We start from the raw sequence: 14,010 nt of genomic DNA, 5'->3' as shown, positions 1-14,010 counted from the left end.
ATAACTTAGGTTTTCTGTCTCCTTCCGGGAAACTTGGCACCGGTGTTCATAGCGATGACAAGAAATAAACCGTCGGAAACGAGCGGACCACCCGATGGATGTCGAGATACACGACGACCGTCTCGCACGACAGATGGAGGGGGAGGAGTTCGTACTGGCCGTCGTCACCGCGACGAAACCCGACTTCTACAATCAGGCGCCCGTCGTCGCCGCGGCGCGCGACCGGGATCTCCCGTGTTTCGTCCTCCACACCGGCCAGCATTACGACGACCTGCTCGGCCACGGACTCGACGAGTATGACCTCGCGGACCACATCGCGGTCGACCTGAACGTTCGGGGCGGTCTCACGCAGAAGACGGCCGAGTTGATGACCCGAATCGAGTCCGTCGCCGACACGCTGGCCTCCTCGTATCCCGACACCACCGTCCTGCCGGTCGTCCACGGGGACACGCTCGCCGCCGGAATCGTCCCGCAGGCGTGGCTGTTCGCGACCAACAGCGGCGTCGCCCACAACGAGGCCGGCCTCCGCGGTATGGCTCCACCGTTCGAGAACTACGGGACGCCCGCCGAGTTCGTCGAGGAGCAGTGGCACGCCGACTGGGAACTGAACCGAACGGAACCGTTCCCGGAGCAGTACGACACGTTCGTCGGGTCCGCCGCGTCGACCTACCACTTCGCGCCGACGGCGTTGAACCGCGAGCATCTCGTCCGCGAGGGCTACCCCGAGGAAGTTCACGGTCGGGAGCGGATTCCGGTCGTGGGCAACTCCGTCGTGGACGCCATCGAGATGAAGAAGGGCGGCGACGGCGAGAGCGTCTTCGACGTCTATCCGATTCTCGAACGCCGCGACGACTGGATCCGCGTGGACGTCCACCGTCGGGCGAACCTCCTTCCCGACCGCTTTCGCGCCATCGTTGACGCGGTCATCGGCCTCGTCGAGACGGGGTACAACGTCAACTTCGTGGAGTTGAACGCCACCAAGGCCGCGCTCGAAAACTATGGCCTGCGCGATAAACTGCTTCGACTCGCCGACGACAACGACAACTTCCTCTTCAGCGGCCTCTGGAAACGCCACGCGCACGTCTACGAGTTCCTCGAATCCGGGCAGTGTTTCGCGGAACTGACCGATTCCGGGAGCATGCAGGAGGAACTCAACCACATAGACGAGGCGATCTGTCTGACCGCGCGATTCAACACCGACCGGCCAGAGACGGTGTTCGAGGCGAACTCCAACCTCCTCGTCCCACCGATTTCGGGCGCGTTCGTGCGGGGGATGGTCGAACACGTTCACGGAAACGACTCGCTCCGCGAGCGAATGCGATCGGGGCCGTCGCTCTACGGCGAGAACGTCGCCGACGACATCGTCTCGTTTCTCTCCGACCGCCGCGACGAAGCGCCGTTCGAGTGGGCACACGAACGCGCCGGGTTCGACGCCGGACGACGGGCGTTCGACTATCTCTAATCGGGGGCACGAACGGAGTTCCGCCAGCCTTCACGGCGCACCGGTCAAATTCGACCGGAAACTCGTCGTGATACAACGGTCAACCGTTATGCCGCGGGAGCCCGTGGCATCGGTATGCGATTCGTGGGGGCGATCGTCGTTTTACTCGTCTGTTCCGCGTCGGTGGGTGTGATGGTGGCCCCCGGGGGAAACAACGGCAGTTCGAACGAGGCCAACGCCCATCCGCCGGACCCGAGTTCCGACGTCATCGGCTGGGAGAACGGCTACTGGTACAACGAGAGCATCGACGTGAACCAGCGCGACGGACTGTCCGACGCCGAGTTGAAGGCGTACAAGGGACGGGCGATGGCACGCGTCGAGTTCATTCGAAGGGAGGAGTTCACCCGCTCGGTGAACGTCCAGTCGTTGTCGCGAAGCGAGTATCGGGACCTCGTTCGACGTCGGTCGGCGAACGAGTACACGCCGCCCCAGCGCGCGCGGGAAAATCAGGTCTGGGAGGGGTTGTTCGTCACCGGCGAGCGGGCGGACGCCGCCCGACAGCAGACGAAACTCTATCAACGGCGCGTCGCCGGGTTCTATCTGCCGGGCGAGGACCGAGTCTACGTCATCTCGGATGGGAAACGCAGGATCGATAACGCGACGCTGATTCACGAACTCGCGCACGCGATGCAGGACCAGCACGTCGACCTGTCGTCGTCGGAGTTCGAATCCAAGACGATGGACGCCCAACGCGCCCACGACGGCCTGACTGAAGGCGAGGCGATGTACGTGGAACAGCGATACACGAACCGGTGTGGGAAGTCGTGGCAGTGCGTCCCGAAGCCGGACATCGGACCGAGCGGATCCCCGTACAGCGGCGGGACGCTTCCGAACTACAACCTCGGCATGCAAGTCGCGACGATTCAACCGTACTCCGACGGTCCCGCGTACGTCGCCTCGCTGTTCGGTTCCGGCGGGTGGGACGCGGTGACGAAGCGGTATCGAAACCCGCCGGAGTCGTCCGCTGCGGTCATTCACCCCGAAGAGCGAACCGGCCCGCCCGCCCCGCTCCGTCTCGGCGAACAGGCACGAAACGGCTGGAAACTGTACGGCAAGCGCGGCGAAAACGGGTCACAGACGGTCGGCGAAACCGGCATTTACACCATGTTCTGGTATCAGGGCCGGGCCGAGGGTAACCCCGTCATCGACTGGCGGACGTTCACGGACCCCGACAAGGGGAAGTTCGACATGTTCAACTACACCAGCGCGCCGTCCGACGGGTGGGCGAACGACCGACTCTGGCCGTACCACAGGGGGAAACAGCGCGGCTACGTCTGGCGGACCAAATGGGAGACGAAGCGGGACGCGACGGAGTTTCGGCGGGCGTACCGCGACCTGCTTCGCGGACGGAACGCGACCCGCGTCGGGCCGAACACGTGGCGCATCGAAGCGGGACCGTTCGCCGACGCCTTTCGCATCGACCGTCACGGACGGACCGTGACCATCGTCAACGGCCCGACCGTCGGGGATTTGAACGACGTTCGGCCGGCGACGAACACGAGGAAGCAAACGCGACTTGCACGGATTCGGTGATGTCGTTTCGTCCCGTTCGCCGGCGATAGATGTCTCTCATCGTCGCTGTCTCGAATGAAAAGAACCGATTACGCCGTCGCCTCGTCGGTTGCGGCCGTCGGCGGGAGCGCGTCCGCTTCGTCCGCGGCGGTCAGCAGGTCGTGGTAGCGGTTCCGAATCGTGACGGTGCTCACGTCCGACACCTCGCTCACCTCGTCCTGCGTGAGTTTCTCCTCTTCGAGGAGCGCGGCGGCGTACAGCGCCGCGGCGGCGAGTCCGACGGGCGATTTCCCGCTCGTGATGCCCGACTCCTTCGCCGTCTTGAGCAGGTCGTGGGCGCGGCGCTTGGTCGCGGGGATGAGGTCGAGTTCGCTCTCGAACCGTGCGAGGTACTGCTCGGGGTCGGCGGGTTGGACGCCGAGGCCGAGTTCGCGCACGATGTAGCGGTAGGTGCGCTTGAACTCCATGCCGTCGATTCGGCTGACGGTGGTCAGTTCGTCCATCGTGCGGGGGACGCCGCTCTGTCGCGCCGCGGCGTACAGCGAGGCGGTCGCAACGCCCTCGATGGAGCGCCCCGGCAGGAGGTCCTCGTTCAGCGCGCGACGGTAGATGACGCTGGCCATCTCCCGGACGTTGTCCGGCAGGCCGAGCGCGCTCGCCATCCGGTCGATTTCGCCCAGCGCCTGCTTGAGATTGCGCTCCTTGCTGTCGCGGGTGCGGAAGCGCTCGTCCCACGTTCGAAGCCGTTGCATCTTCTGTCGTTGGCGGGAACTCAGCGACCGCCCGTAGGCGTCCTTGTCCTGCCACCCGATGTTGCTCGACAGGCCCTTGTCGTGCATCATCTTCGTCGTCGGCATCCCGACGCGGGACTTCGAATCGCGTTCGCTCGCATCGAAGGCCCGCCATTCGGGACCGTGGTCGATACCGTCGGCTTCGACGACGAGGCCACACTGGCTACAGACGGTCTCCGCGTGTTCCGAGTCGGCGACGAGGGAGCCACCGCATTCGGGACACATCTGGTCTGCTCGCTCCGCTTCCCGCTCTCCTTCGCGTTCGCTCGTCCGCCCTTCGGTTTTCTCGTTCTCGTTCCTCAGCTTTTCCGTTCGCGTGCGTTCCGAGTGCGCTACGGCCTTCTGGTCGTCTTCGTGAACTTTCGTACTCATGATGGAATGAACCGGAGTTGCCCTTCGATAGAACCAGAGCCAAGGGCGCTCCGCTAACTATAGGTTAGCTCCTAAACTATATAAATGTATTGCTTGAGATGGCAAGCTTTCGGATTTAAAAGTAGCTTTACGGGCTGAATTCAGTATTCTCTGGCAACATCTATCGATTCGATTGAATTGTCCATAAGAATATGGCCGGGTTTCTTGAGCGGAGATATGACGCGACAGACGCGACGAACGTTTCTGGCGACCGCCGGTGCAGTCGGGTTTGCGGGCTGTTCTTCGGTCGCGGATAAGACGCCGTTTCCGGCGGACGAAAGTGAGCGTGAGACGCGAAAGGGCGGGCGGACCGACGTTCCCGTCGCCGACGATTTCGAGGTGCTCGACGAGTGGCACGCCGTTTCACGGCAGGGGACGCTCTCGAAATCGACCGACGACGCGTATTACGGTTCGCATTCGTTCCGTTCACTCCGACGAAAGTCCCTGAAAAACCGTCCGCCACCGCAGAGTCTTAACGCGTCGCGGACCAACCGTCAACCATGACAGAGAAAGCGACGCTCGCAGGCGGTTGTTTCTGGTGTCTGGAAGCGGCGTACGAGGAACTCGACGGCGTCGAGTCCGTCACGTCGGGCTACGCCGGTGGCTCGGTCGAGAACCCGACCTACGAGGCCGTCTGTTCCGGCGAGACGGGGCACGCGGAAGTCGTCCAGTTGGAGTACGACCCCGAGACGCTCGGCTACGACGAACTTCTGCAGGTGTTTTTCACCATCCACGACCCGACGACGCTCAATCGGCAGGGTCCCGACGTGGGCAGTCAGTATCGCTCGGCCATCTTCTACCACGACGACGAACAGAAGGACGTCGCCGAGGCGTACATCGACGGTCTGGAGTCGGAGGGCGCGTTCGATGACCCCATCGTCACCGAAGTCGAACCGCTCACGGAGTTCTACGAGGCCGAAGGCTACCACCAGGACTACTACGAGAAGAACCCCAACGACGCCTACTGTACGATGAACGCGCAGCCGAAGATTCGCAAGGTGCGCGAGAAGTTCGCCGAGAAGGCAAAGCAGTAAGTTTCGACTATTCGACCGAGAACTCGCCGCCCTGTTCGAGCGCTTCGTCGATGGCGTTGACGAGCGCCTTTCCCTTCGCCAGCGTCTCCTCGTACTCGGCCTCGGGAACCGAGTCGTGGACGATTCCGGCACCGACGCGCAGGTGGTACTCCTCGCCGTGCCGGACCAAGGTTCGGATGACGATGTTCAGGGTCGCGCGTTCGTCGAAGCCCAGAACGCCGATGCTGCCGGTGTACGGCCCGCGCCGCGCCGATTCCAGTTCGTCGATGATTTCCATCGTCCGGGGTTTCGGCGCGCCGGTGATGGTGCCGCCGGGGAACACCGCCGCGACGGCGTCCGTGATGGAGACGTCGGGTCGTCGCCGACCCGTGACCTCCGAGACGAGGTGCATCACCTCGGAGTAGCGGTCGATGCGGCGGTAGTCCGTCACCTCGACGCTTCCGTACTCGGCTATTTTGCCGAGGTCGTTTCGCTCCAAATCGACCAGCATGGCGTGTTCCGCACGCTCCTTGTCGTCCCCTTGCAGTTGGGCCGCGAACGTCTCGTCCTCCTCGGGCGTCGACCCGCGCGGCCGCGTCCCGGCGATGGGTTCCGTCCTGAGGCGGTCCCCGTTCACGTCAAGCAGGAGTTCCGGGCTTGCGCTCACCAGATCGATACCGGGGAACTCCAACAGCGCCGAGTAGGGCGCGGGGTTGACCCGGCGCAAGGCGTCGAAGGCCGCCACCGGATGCACGCTCGCGGGCGCTTCGAGTCGCTGTGAGATGTTCGCCTGAAACGTATCGCCGTCGTGGATGTACTCCTTGACGCGTCGGACGCGCTCCGCGAACGCGTCCTTGCCGCAACTGCTGACGAACGGCCCCCGCTCGTCGGTCGGCGGTGCGCCGATGGTTCCGTCGCCTTCGATAGCCGCCGTGGCGAGCGAGAGCGCCGTCTCTCGGGCCTCGTCGTACGTCTCGTCGGGGTCGTCCAGTCGCAAACACGCCGTCACACGGAGCGTTTCTTCCGACCCCGCCTCCCACGCGGCGACGCAGTCGTACAGGCCGAACTGGAGGCGGGGTAGATGTCGGTCGTCCGTCGCCGACCCGGGCAGCGTTTCCAGTTCGCGGACGAGATCGTACGAAAGCCACCCGAACAACCCACACGGGTACGGAACGTCGCAGTCACCGCGGACCAGTTCCTCGTCGGCGAGTGCCGACGAGAGAGCATCGAGGCTCGATTCGGCGTCCGAGTCCGTCCGGAGTCGGCTCGCCGGTTCGACGCCAAAATAGCCCCATCCCGACTGGCCCCCGGTCGTCGCGAGATAGAAACCGCCGGGGCCGTCGCGCGCCCGTCGATACGCCCGAAACGGGTCTGTGACTCGCACGCGGACTTCGACGGGTATTCTCGCACCGCGCGGCGCGTCCCGTGCCGCCTCGCGGAACGAGGCCCGCGAGGTGACTACGTCCGCTTCGTCACATCGATTTCGCACGATCCATCCAGCCTTCGATTCGCGTCGTCGAGAGGTCGGTCTCGCGGGCGATTTCCGCCGGGTCGGCATCGGCCAACTCGACCGTGTTTTCGACGCCAGCGTTCCGGAGTCGTTCGGCGTAGGCCGGACCGATTCCCTTCACGTCTTCGAGCGGTCGGGCGTCGGTATCGGCACCGGCGGATTCCTCCGCTTCCGCTTCGGCCTCGGTTTCTTCGGCTTCCGCTTCCTCCGTCTCCGACGGTTCTACCTCCGTTTCCGTCTCCGATTCCGGTTCTTCGGCTTCGGTTTCGGATTCCTCCGCTTCCTCCGACTCCGCGTCGGGTTCCGCTTCCGGTTCGGTCGCCTCCGTCTGTGCGGGTTGTCCCGCCTCGGCGCTCGGTCCCGTCGCCTCGGCCGGTTCCGCCGCCGTGTCGGGTTCCGCTTCCTCGATGTGATCCGTCGGTTCCCCCTCGTCGACGAGTTCTTCCGTCGAAACGCTCGTCTCCGTCTCCGTTTCCGAGGAGTCCTCGGTCATTTTCACTGCTTTCTCCGATTCCACCGTGGGCTGTGCTCTCGTCTCGGTCGGTTCCCGCTCTATCGTCACTCCGCCGTCACGATCTCGCGATTTCGACCGCTCATCGCCAAGACCGAGCAACGATTTCAGCCGTGTGATAAGCCCCATTGGGGGATAGTACAAAGTCCCTTCACTTAAAGGCGTCTTCGCAAGGCGGCGTCCATGCGCTCAACCGGTGCATCCGTTTCGGTCCATAGTTCAAATGCGGCAACCCCTTGAAACAGAAGCATCCACGCGCCGTCGACGGTCGTCGCGCCGCACGCGGACGCCTCGCGGAGCAGTCGCGTTTCGAGCGGGCGGTACACCGCGTCCATCACCGCGAGGTCACCGTGGAGCGCATCGGCGGGGACGGGCGACTCGTCGGATTCCATCCCGACGCTCGTCGCGTTGATTAGCACGTCGGCCGCCGACACGAGTTCGGGGAGTTCGTCCAATCCGTGTGCCGTCGCACCGCTCACGTCCGCCGCGAGGGACTCCGCTCGCGAAACGGTTCGATTGGCTATCTCCACCGTCGCGCCGTCGTCGGCCAGCATGAAGGCGATGGCCCGTGCCGCGCCGCCCGCACCGACGACGACGGCCGACGCTCCGTCACGGGACACGCCGTGTCGTTCGAGCGCTCGACGCGCCCCTTCGGCGTCCGTGTTGTGGCCCGTCGGGACGGAACCGTCGGGTCCGGAGAAACCGACGGTGTTCACCGCGCCGATGCGTTCCGCGAGCGGGTCGGGGTCGACATGCGAGAGGCAGCCCTCCTTGAACGGAATCGTGACGTTCAACCCGCTCACGCCGAGCGCGTTCGCTCCCTCGATTGCCGGGCCGATGGCCTCGGGTTCGAAGGTGACGTAGCGGGCGTCCATGTCCAGTTCGTCGTAGGCGGCCTCGTGCATCGGTGGAGAGAGCGAGTGGCCCACCGGGTTGCCGAGGAGTCCGTATACGTCCATATCCGAAGAAGGGAGCGGGGGGACTTAATCGACGGGTCCTCAGGCACCGAGCAAGTAGACGGCGAGGCCGATGAAGAGAACGTAGAACAGGCCACTTCCGAGGAAGGGCGTCGGGTCGAAGTCGTCCTCGCCGACGTGGCGTGCGCGGAAGAGGACGATGCATCCGGCGACGATGGCGAAGAGGACGGAGACGGCGTTCAGGAAACCGGCGGTTCCCCACGCGAGGCTGAGGTCCCACGGCGTGAACAGGATGCCGAGGGTGACGGGAAGGGTGCCCTGGAACGCCATCGCGCCCGTGATGTTGTTGAGCGCGAGCGTGTCCTTGTCGCGCGCCAACCAGATGACGCTGTTGAACGCCTCGGGGAGTTCGGTCGCCACGGGGGCGATGAGGAGCGCGACGATGGCGTACGGGATGCCGACGTCCCTCGAAACCCACTCCACTTGGTCCACGAACAGGTGGGCACCGTACACGATGAATCCGAGCGCGATGAATGTCTGGAGGGCCGTGAGGAGGAGGTGCGGGTCGGAGCTATGGTCGGCGTCCGTGTCGATGCCGACCCGTTCGGCCAGTCCTTCGATCGCGATTCCGATGTGGAGGTCGTCCATGTCGTCGCTGTCGGCCAGTTTGCCCGCACGGAGCGAGCGGTAGAGATACGTGACGTACAGGGCCACGAGGACGACGGCGATGGCGACCCGAATCGGAACTCCCGCGACGGTGGTCCCATCCGGGACGAGTGCGGCGGCGAACGCGAGGGTGTAGCCGACGAGGAAAAAGGAGAGGTCGCGCGTCGTCGCGCCCTCGTTGAACTGCAAGTTGGCGTCGTTCGTGCGACGGTCGGCGAAGTAGTAGGCGCTCGCGCCGACGAGGAACATGGCGATGGTGGCGAGCATGAACGGCGCGCCGAGAATCGCGCCGACGCCGATGTCGGACGCCGCCGACCCGCCCTTCAGGATGGCGATGACGGGAATCGTCGTCTCGGGGAGGGCGGTTCCCATCGCGGCGAGGATGCTCCCGGTCGCGCTCTCGGAGATGCCGAGGCGGTGGCCGAGCCATTCCACGCCGTTGGTGAACACCTCCGCTCCGACGAGGAGAAAGCCGAAGGATGCGAGAAGCAAGAGCCCTTTCGTCGACGATTTCGACAGAGCGAGCGGCCGCACCGCGGCCGCGACTGGAAGCGACATATCCCGTACTTGCCGCGGCAGTCAAGTAAGCGATTCCATCCGACGAGCGGGGTCAGTGACCGGCGATGCCGCCGACGTCGAGAACGGCGACGTGATAGACGACCACCGCGAGGAAGATGAGGTAGAACAGTCCGCCGATGAGGAACGGTCGCGGCGACATGTTTCCGCCGTCGACGCGGCGCGCGCGGAGGTAGAGTACGCATCCGCTGATGATGGCGAGAATGGCCGACAGGCCGTTCAGGAAGCCGGACGTTCCCCACTGGAACGAGAGGTCCCACGAGGTGAACATGATTCCGAGAGTGACGGGGAGGGTGCCTTGGAACGCCATCGCCCCCGAGATGTTACCGAGCGCGAGCGTGTCCTTGTCACGGGATATCCAGATGATGCTGTTGAACTTCTCGGGGAGTTCGGTGGCGAGCGGCGCGATGAGGAGCGCGACGATGGCCGTCGGGATGCCGAGCACCTCCTCCGAAACCCACTGGGTCTGGGAGACGAACACCTGTGCTCCGCCGATGATGAAGCCGAGCGCGATGAGCGTCTGAATCGCAACGAGAATCGAATGCGGATTACCCGAGTGGTTCTCGTCCGTGTTCATGCCCGGGAAGCGGGAGATGACGCCCTCTATCATCAATCCGAGGTGGAGGTCCTCCAAGTCCTCGCCTTCGACCAGTTCGCCGCTCTTGAGCGAGCGGTAGAGGTAGAACAGGTAGAGCAGGACGAGCAGTGCGGCGATGCCGTGGGAGATGAGGTCGCTGTGAATCAACGCGGCGGCGAACGCGAGGGTGTAGCCGACGAGGAAAAAGGAGAGATCGCGGCGGGTGGACGTACTGTTGAAATGCATCTCTTTCCCGTACCTCCGTCGCGTCCCGAAGTAGAGGACGCTCGTTCCGACGAGGAACATGGCGATGGTGGCGAGCATGAAGGGCGCACCCAGAATCGCACCCACACCGACTTCCTCCGCGGCCTTCGTACCCCCACCGCTCCCGAAGATGGCGATTATCGGAATCGTCGTCTCGGGGAGGGCGGTTCCCACGGCGGCGAGGATACTGCCGGTCGCGCTTTCGCTCACGCCGAGATGGTGGCCCAACCATTCGACCGCGTTCGTGAACACTTCCGCCCCCAACAGCAGCAGCAGGAACGATGAGAGGAGTAGTAACGAGTTTTCCCACACCCGTGGTAAAATCGCCATCGGTGTAGCGAGTATCGGATTCATACTACGGGCATCTTCAAAAGCGGTCTAATTAAGCGGTTCTATCTGGAACCGGAGGTGTTTCCACTCCCGCGAGACCGTTCACGGAACCGTCGTCACCGGCACGCTTCCCGATTTCACTACCGTTTTCGCCGCACTGCCCAGGACGAACGTACCTACCCGTCCCGTGCCATGATGACCCATGATGACGTGATCGTGGTCGCCCTCTTCGACCATCGAGATGATGTTCCTGCCGATGCGGTTCGACGCCTTGAAACTGGCCAGATGGATGTCCACCGCCACGGTGGGGTCGCTCTCGATATCGGTTTCGTCGAGTTCCGCATTCACTCGGTCCATCAGGGCGTCCGTGTCCTCTCCCCGGACGTCGGTGAAATGGACGATGTCGAGGTCCGCGTCGTATCGCCTCGCGAAGTCGATGGCGAAGTCGAGTGCCCGCATGCTGCAGTCGGAACCGTCCACCGGAACGAGAACCTTCATACGTGTCCACACTTCGTCCCGGTTCTTAACGGTTTCCGGGATTCGACGGACTTTTTCGCCGTCCGAACGGAGAACCGTTCGTGATTGCCGTCGTCGTCAGTAGGGCAGATTACGCCTCCGAACACATCGGCGAGTGCCTCCTCGCCGAGACGGAGTGGAGTACACACGAAGACGAAACGCGACCGGACGCCGAGGGTGGCGGAGAGTACTACCGGACGGACGGGTTCGAACTCCGGGAGTTCGACGCCCTCCACCTCGACATCGAGAACGTCGCCGGGGCGTTTTCCGACCCGGACATGCTTCTGTTCGCCTCGCGTCACTCGGGCGACACCGGTCCGCTGTTGACCGCCCACTTCACGGGGAATTTCGGTCCGGCCGAGTACGGCGGCGAGGACAGGTCTCTCGCCGAGGCCTGTCCGAACGCCCACGCACGGTTGCTCCGGGCGTTCCACGACCACGCGCCCGAGGGGTACGAAGTCGGAATGGAGTGCACCCATCACGGGCCGAGCGAGGTCGGCGTTCCGTCGATGTTCGTCGAACTGGGTAGCGACGACGAGCAGTGGGACGACCCGGAGGCCGCCCGCGCCGTCGCGCGTGCCATCCTCGACTTACGCGGCGTTTCGCCCCACCGGGAGCGCCAACTCGTCGGGTTCGGCGGGGGTCACTACGCCCCGCGCTTCGAGCGGATCATCGAGGAGACGGACTGGGCGGTGGGGCACATCGCGTCGGACTGGAACCTCGACTCGCTGGGGCTTCCGGAGGCACACCCCGACGTGATTCGGCAGGCCTTCGAACGAAGCGGGGCGAACCACGCCGTCTGTGAGGGCGACGAGGGGGACATCGCGGACGTCATCGCCGACCTCGGCTACCGCGTCGTGAGCGAGACGTGGGTTCGGGAGGTGTCGGGGGTCCCCCTCGCCCTCGCCGAGGAGATGGAATCCGAACTCTCGTCCGTCGATTCGGGGCTCCGGTTCGGCGAGCGGGCGGCCGACGTGCCGTCGGACCCGGACGAGTGGCGGTTTTCCGTTCGGGCGTTCCCCGAGGAGTTGCTCGCCGCGGCGGCGGGCGTGGACCGGGAGGGCGTCTTCGACGTCGTCTCCGAGCGGACGGTCGCGTTCGAAACCGAGGAAGGCGGCACGCTGGTGTGTGGGCGCGCGTCGGTCCGTACGCGGGCCGACTATGAGGCGATTCTCGACGAACTGGTCGCGTTGCTCGAACGGAAGTACGAAACCGTCGCGCGCCGGGACGACGAAGTCGTCGTCCGCGAAGTCACCTTCGACCCCGAAAAGGCGCGCACGCTGGGCGTGTCCGAGGGACCCGCCTTCGGCAAACTGTCCTCCGGGGTTTCGGTGACCGTCGACGGGCGAACGATTCCGCCGGAAAAGGTCCGGACGGAGCGGACACATGTCTTCCCCGTGGAGTGAACCGCCGGGACGACTCGACCATATAACTTTTTTTCACGATGGTTTGATATGAGTCAGACGACCGTCGACTAGAGGGGAAAGATAATTAATGTGCGTTCGTAAAAGAAGCTTCAAGGATGGATTCAATCGTTGAAGACGCTATTGAGGAGGCGGAAGGGCAACAACAGGGTGCCCCACAATCAGAAATCGGAGGTGCCTCGCAGGACACCGGCCTGTCGGGGACGATGACCGACGAGGAACTGCAGGACGTACTCGAGGAACTCCAAACCAACATCACCGTCGTCGGGTGTGGCGGTGGCGGCGGAAACACGGTCAATCGAATGGCCGAGGAGGGAATTCACGGGGCGTCGCTGGTCGCCGCGAACACGGACGTTCAGCACCTCGTCGAGATCGAGGCCGACACGAAGATTTTGATGGGAGAACAGAAGACGAGCGGACGCGGTGCGGGGTCGCTCCCGCAAGTCGGCGAGGAGGCCGCCCTCGAAAGTCAGGAGGAGATTTACGACGCGATTCAGGGCTCGGACATGGTGTTCGTCACCGCCGGACTCGGCGGCGGCACCGGCACCGGAAGCGCCCCTGTAGTCGCCAAGGCGGCCCGCGAGGCCGGCGCGCTCACCATCGCCATCGTCACGACGCCGTTCACGGCGGAGGGTGAGGTCCGGCGCACCAACGCGGAGGCCGGACTCGAACGCCTGCGCGACGTGAGCGACACGGTCATCGTCGTCCCGAACGACCGCCTGCTCGACTCGGTCGGCAAACTCCCCGTCAAACAGGCGTTCAAGGTCGCCGACGAGGTTCTGATGCGCTCGGTGAAGGGTATCACGGAACTCATCACGAAATCCGGCCTCGTCAACCTCGACTTCGCCGACGTTCGTACCGTCATGGAGAAGGGTGGCGTCGCCATGATCGGACTCGGCGAGAGCGACTCCGACCAGAAGGCACAGGACTCCGTGAAGAGCGCCATGCGCTCGCCCCTCCTCGACGTGGACATCAGCGGCGCGAAGTCCGCGCTCGTCAACGTCACCGGTGGCAACGACATGTCCATCGAGGAGGCCGAGGGCGTGGTCGAACAGATTTACGACCGAATCGACCCCGACGCTCGCATCATCTGGGGGACCTCCATCGACGAGAGCCTCGACGGCACGATGCGCACCATGATCGTCGTCACGGGCGTTCAGTCGCCCCAGATTTACGGCCGCAACGAGGCCGAACAGGCACAGGCGAAACAACAGCAGGCAGAAGACATCGACTACGTCGAGTAATCGAGCACTTCTCCCGTCTCTTTGTAGTAAGATAGAAAAAGCCGGATAGCCAAGCATCACCAACAATGGACGTCAAGCTAGACCTCGCGTCGTACATGCGCGTACTCAAACTGGCGAGTACGCCGTCGTGGAACGAGTTCTCGAAGATCGCACAGATCGCCGGTGCCGGCATCTTGCTCGTCGGACTGCTCGGGTTCACGATTTTCGCCGTCATGAGCTTCATCACCAACGCCCCCGTCTAGGTGAA

General features: G+C 64.1%; 14 protein-coding genes. 7 read left to right on the top strand and 7 right to left on the bottom strand.

The features are described from left to right. Window positions 1-94: 94 nt before the first annotated feature. Complete coding sequence (locus tag ACGYLY_RS08810; protein ID WP_395282030.1) at window positions 95-1,462, top strand: UDP-N-acetyl glucosamine 2-epimerase; 1,368 nt, start codon at window positions 95-97, stop codon at window positions 1,460-1,462. A gap of 114 nt (window positions 1,463-1,576) precedes the next feature. After that, window positions 1,577-3,034: an Hvo_1808 family surface protein gene (locus tag ACGYLY_RS08805; protein WP_395282032.1), complete on the top strand. Its 1,458-nt coding sequence runs from the start codon at window positions 1,577-1,579 to the stop codon at window positions 3,032-3,034. Window positions 3,035-3,102: 68 nt separating this feature from the next. Here the strand turns inward: ACGYLY_RS08805 and ACGYLY_RS08800 are convergent, their stop codons facing one another. Continuing rightward, window positions 3,103-4,179, bottom strand: a complete 1,077-nt coding sequence (locus ACGYLY_RS08800; RefSeq protein WP_395284132.1) for a transcription initiation factor IIB family protein — start codon at window positions 4,177-4,179, stop codon at window positions 3,103-3,105. Between the two features lie 213 nt (window positions 4,180-4,392). Here ACGYLY_RS08800 and ACGYLY_RS08795 point away from each other — a divergent pair, with 213 nt between their 5' ends. Together ACGYLY_RS08795 and msrA are read left to right on the top strand one after the other, a co-directional pair. Beyond that, complete coding sequence (locus tag ACGYLY_RS08795; RefSeq protein WP_395282033.1) at window positions 4,393-4,719, top strand: hypothetical protein; 327 nt, start codon at window positions 4,393-4,395, stop codon at window positions 4,717-4,719. Further along, entirely contained in the window at window positions 4,716-5,249 is a 534-nt protein-coding gene (gene msrA / locus ACGYLY_RS08790; protein WP_231184080.1) for a peptide-methionine (S)-S-oxide reductase MsrA, read from the top strand. Before ACGYLY_RS08795 ends, msrA begins: the two co-directional genes overlap by 4 nt. 7 nt (window positions 5,250-5,256) lie before the next feature. Here the strand turns inward: msrA and pabB are convergent, their stop codons facing one another. The 6 genes from pabB to ACGYLY_RS08760 form a co-directional block, all read right to left on the bottom strand. Then, complete coding sequence (gene pabB, locus ACGYLY_RS08785) at window positions 5,257-6,717, bottom strand: aminodeoxychorismate synthase, component I (protein ID WP_395282034.1); 1,461 nt, start codon at window positions 6,715-6,717, stop codon at window positions 5,257-5,259. Further along, window positions 6,701-7,378: a helix-hairpin-helix domain-containing protein gene (locus ACGYLY_RS08780; protein ID WP_395282035.1), complete on the bottom strand. Its 678-nt coding sequence runs from the start codon at window positions 7,376-7,378 to the stop codon at window positions 6,701-6,703. The genes pabB and ACGYLY_RS08780 overlap by 17 nt, the downstream gene beginning before the upstream one ends. 26 nt (window positions 7,379-7,404) lie before the next feature. Next, a complete protein-coding gene (locus ACGYLY_RS08775; protein WP_395282037.1) occupies window positions 7,405-8,208 on the bottom strand; it encodes a shikimate dehydrogenase in 804 nt (267 codons plus the stop codon). Window positions 8,209-8,247: 39 nt separating this feature from the next. Then, window positions 8,248-9,390: a sodium:calcium antiporter gene (locus tag ACGYLY_RS08770; RefSeq protein WP_395282038.1), complete on the bottom strand. Its 1,143-nt coding sequence runs from the start codon at window positions 9,388-9,390 to the stop codon at window positions 8,248-8,250. Between the two features lie 52 nt (window positions 9,391-9,442). Next, window positions 9,443-10,603, bottom strand: a complete 1,161-nt coding sequence (locus ACGYLY_RS08765) for a sodium:calcium antiporter (protein WP_395282039.1) — start codon at window positions 10,601-10,603, stop codon at window positions 9,443-9,445. 78 nt (window positions 10,604-10,681) lie between these two features. Beyond that, entirely contained in the window at window positions 10,682-11,077 is a 396-nt protein-coding gene (locus ACGYLY_RS08760) for a universal stress protein (RefSeq protein ID WP_395282040.1), read from the bottom strand. Between the two features lie 80 nt (window positions 11,078-11,157). On the opposite strand from ACGYLY_RS08760, the gene ACGYLY_RS08755 reads away from it, so the two are divergent. The 3 genes from ACGYLY_RS08755 to ACGYLY_RS08745 all read left to right on the top strand — a co-directional run bounded on the left by ACGYLY_RS08755 (window position 11,158) and on the right by ACGYLY_RS08745 (window position 14,005). Next, window positions 11,158-12,501 carry a D-aminoacyl-tRNA deacylase gene (locus tag ACGYLY_RS08755; protein WP_395282042.1) on the top strand — a complete coding sequence of 448 codons (1,344 nt, stop codon included), beginning with the start codon at window positions 11,158-11,160 and terminating at the stop codon, window positions 12,499-12,501. 116 nt (window positions 12,502-12,617) lie between these two features. Then, complete coding sequence (ftsZ, locus tag ACGYLY_RS08750; protein WP_395282043.1) at window positions 12,618-13,763, top strand: cell division protein FtsZ; 1,146 nt, start codon at window positions 12,618-12,620, stop codon at window positions 13,761-13,763. A gap of 65 nt (window positions 13,764-13,828) precedes the next feature. Further along, on the top strand, window positions 13,829-14,005 hold the full coding sequence (locus ACGYLY_RS08745) for a protein translocase SEC61 complex subunit gamma (protein ID WP_231184071.1): 177 nt from the start codon (window positions 13,829-13,831) through the stop codon (window positions 14,003-14,005). Window positions 14,006-14,010: the final 5 nt, after the last annotated feature.

The organism is Haladaptatus sp. CMAA 1909 (assembly GCF_043952005.1).
In the GTDB taxonomy this organism is placed as follows: domain Archaea; phylum Halobacteriota; class Halobacteria; order Halobacteriales; family Haladaptataceae; genus Haladaptatus.
The sequence above is the reverse complement of the archived record's forward strand: the minus strand, read 5'-3'. Positions and strand labels throughout refer to the sequence as shown.

Excerpts from the sequence above, each read along its gene's own strand:
- ACGYLY_RS08795 (WP_395282033.1), top strand. The coding sequence starts at position 4,393 with ATGACGCGACAGACGCGACGAACGTTTCTGGCGACCGCCGGTGCAGTC.
- ACGYLY_RS08745 (WP_231184071.1), top strand. The coding sequence starts at position 13,829 with ATGGACGTCAAGCTAGACCTCGCGTCGTACATGCGCGTACTCAAACTG.
- ACGYLY_RS08810 (WP_395282030.1), top strand. The coding sequence starts at position 95 with ATGGATGTCGAGATACACGACGACCGTCTCGCACGACAGATGGAGGGG.
- msrA (WP_231184080.1), top strand. The coding sequence starts at position 4,716 with ATGACAGAGAAAGCGACGCTCGCAGGCGGTTGTTTCTGGTGTCTGGAA.
- ACGYLY_RS08780 (WP_395282035.1), bottom strand. The coding sequence starts at position 7,378 with ATGGGGCTTATCACACGGCTGAAATCGTTGCTCGGTCTTGGCGATGAG.
- ACGYLY_RS08760 (WP_395282040.1), bottom strand. The coding sequence starts at position 11,077 with ATGAAGGTTCTCGTTCCGGTGGACGGTTCCGACTGCAGCATGCGGGCA.
- ACGYLY_RS08765 (WP_395282039.1), bottom strand. The coding sequence starts at position 10,603 with ATGAATCCGATACTCGCTACACCGATGGCGATTTTACCACGGGTGTGG.
- ftsZ (WP_395282043.1), top strand. The coding sequence starts at position 12,618 with ATGGATTCAATCGTTGAAGACGCTATTGAGGAGGCGGAAGGGCAACAA.
- ACGYLY_RS08770 (WP_395282038.1), bottom strand. The coding sequence starts at position 9,390 with ATGTCGCTTCCAGTCGCGGCCGCGGTGCGGCCGCTCGCTCTGTCGAAA.
- ACGYLY_RS08775 (WP_395282037.1), bottom strand. The coding sequence starts at position 8,208 with ATGGACGTATACGGACTCCTCGGCAACCCGGTGGGCCACTCGCTCTCT.
- ACGYLY_RS08805 (WP_395282032.1), top strand. The coding sequence starts at position 1,577 with ATGCGATTCGTGGGGGCGATCGTCGTTTTACTCGTCTGTTCCGCGTCG.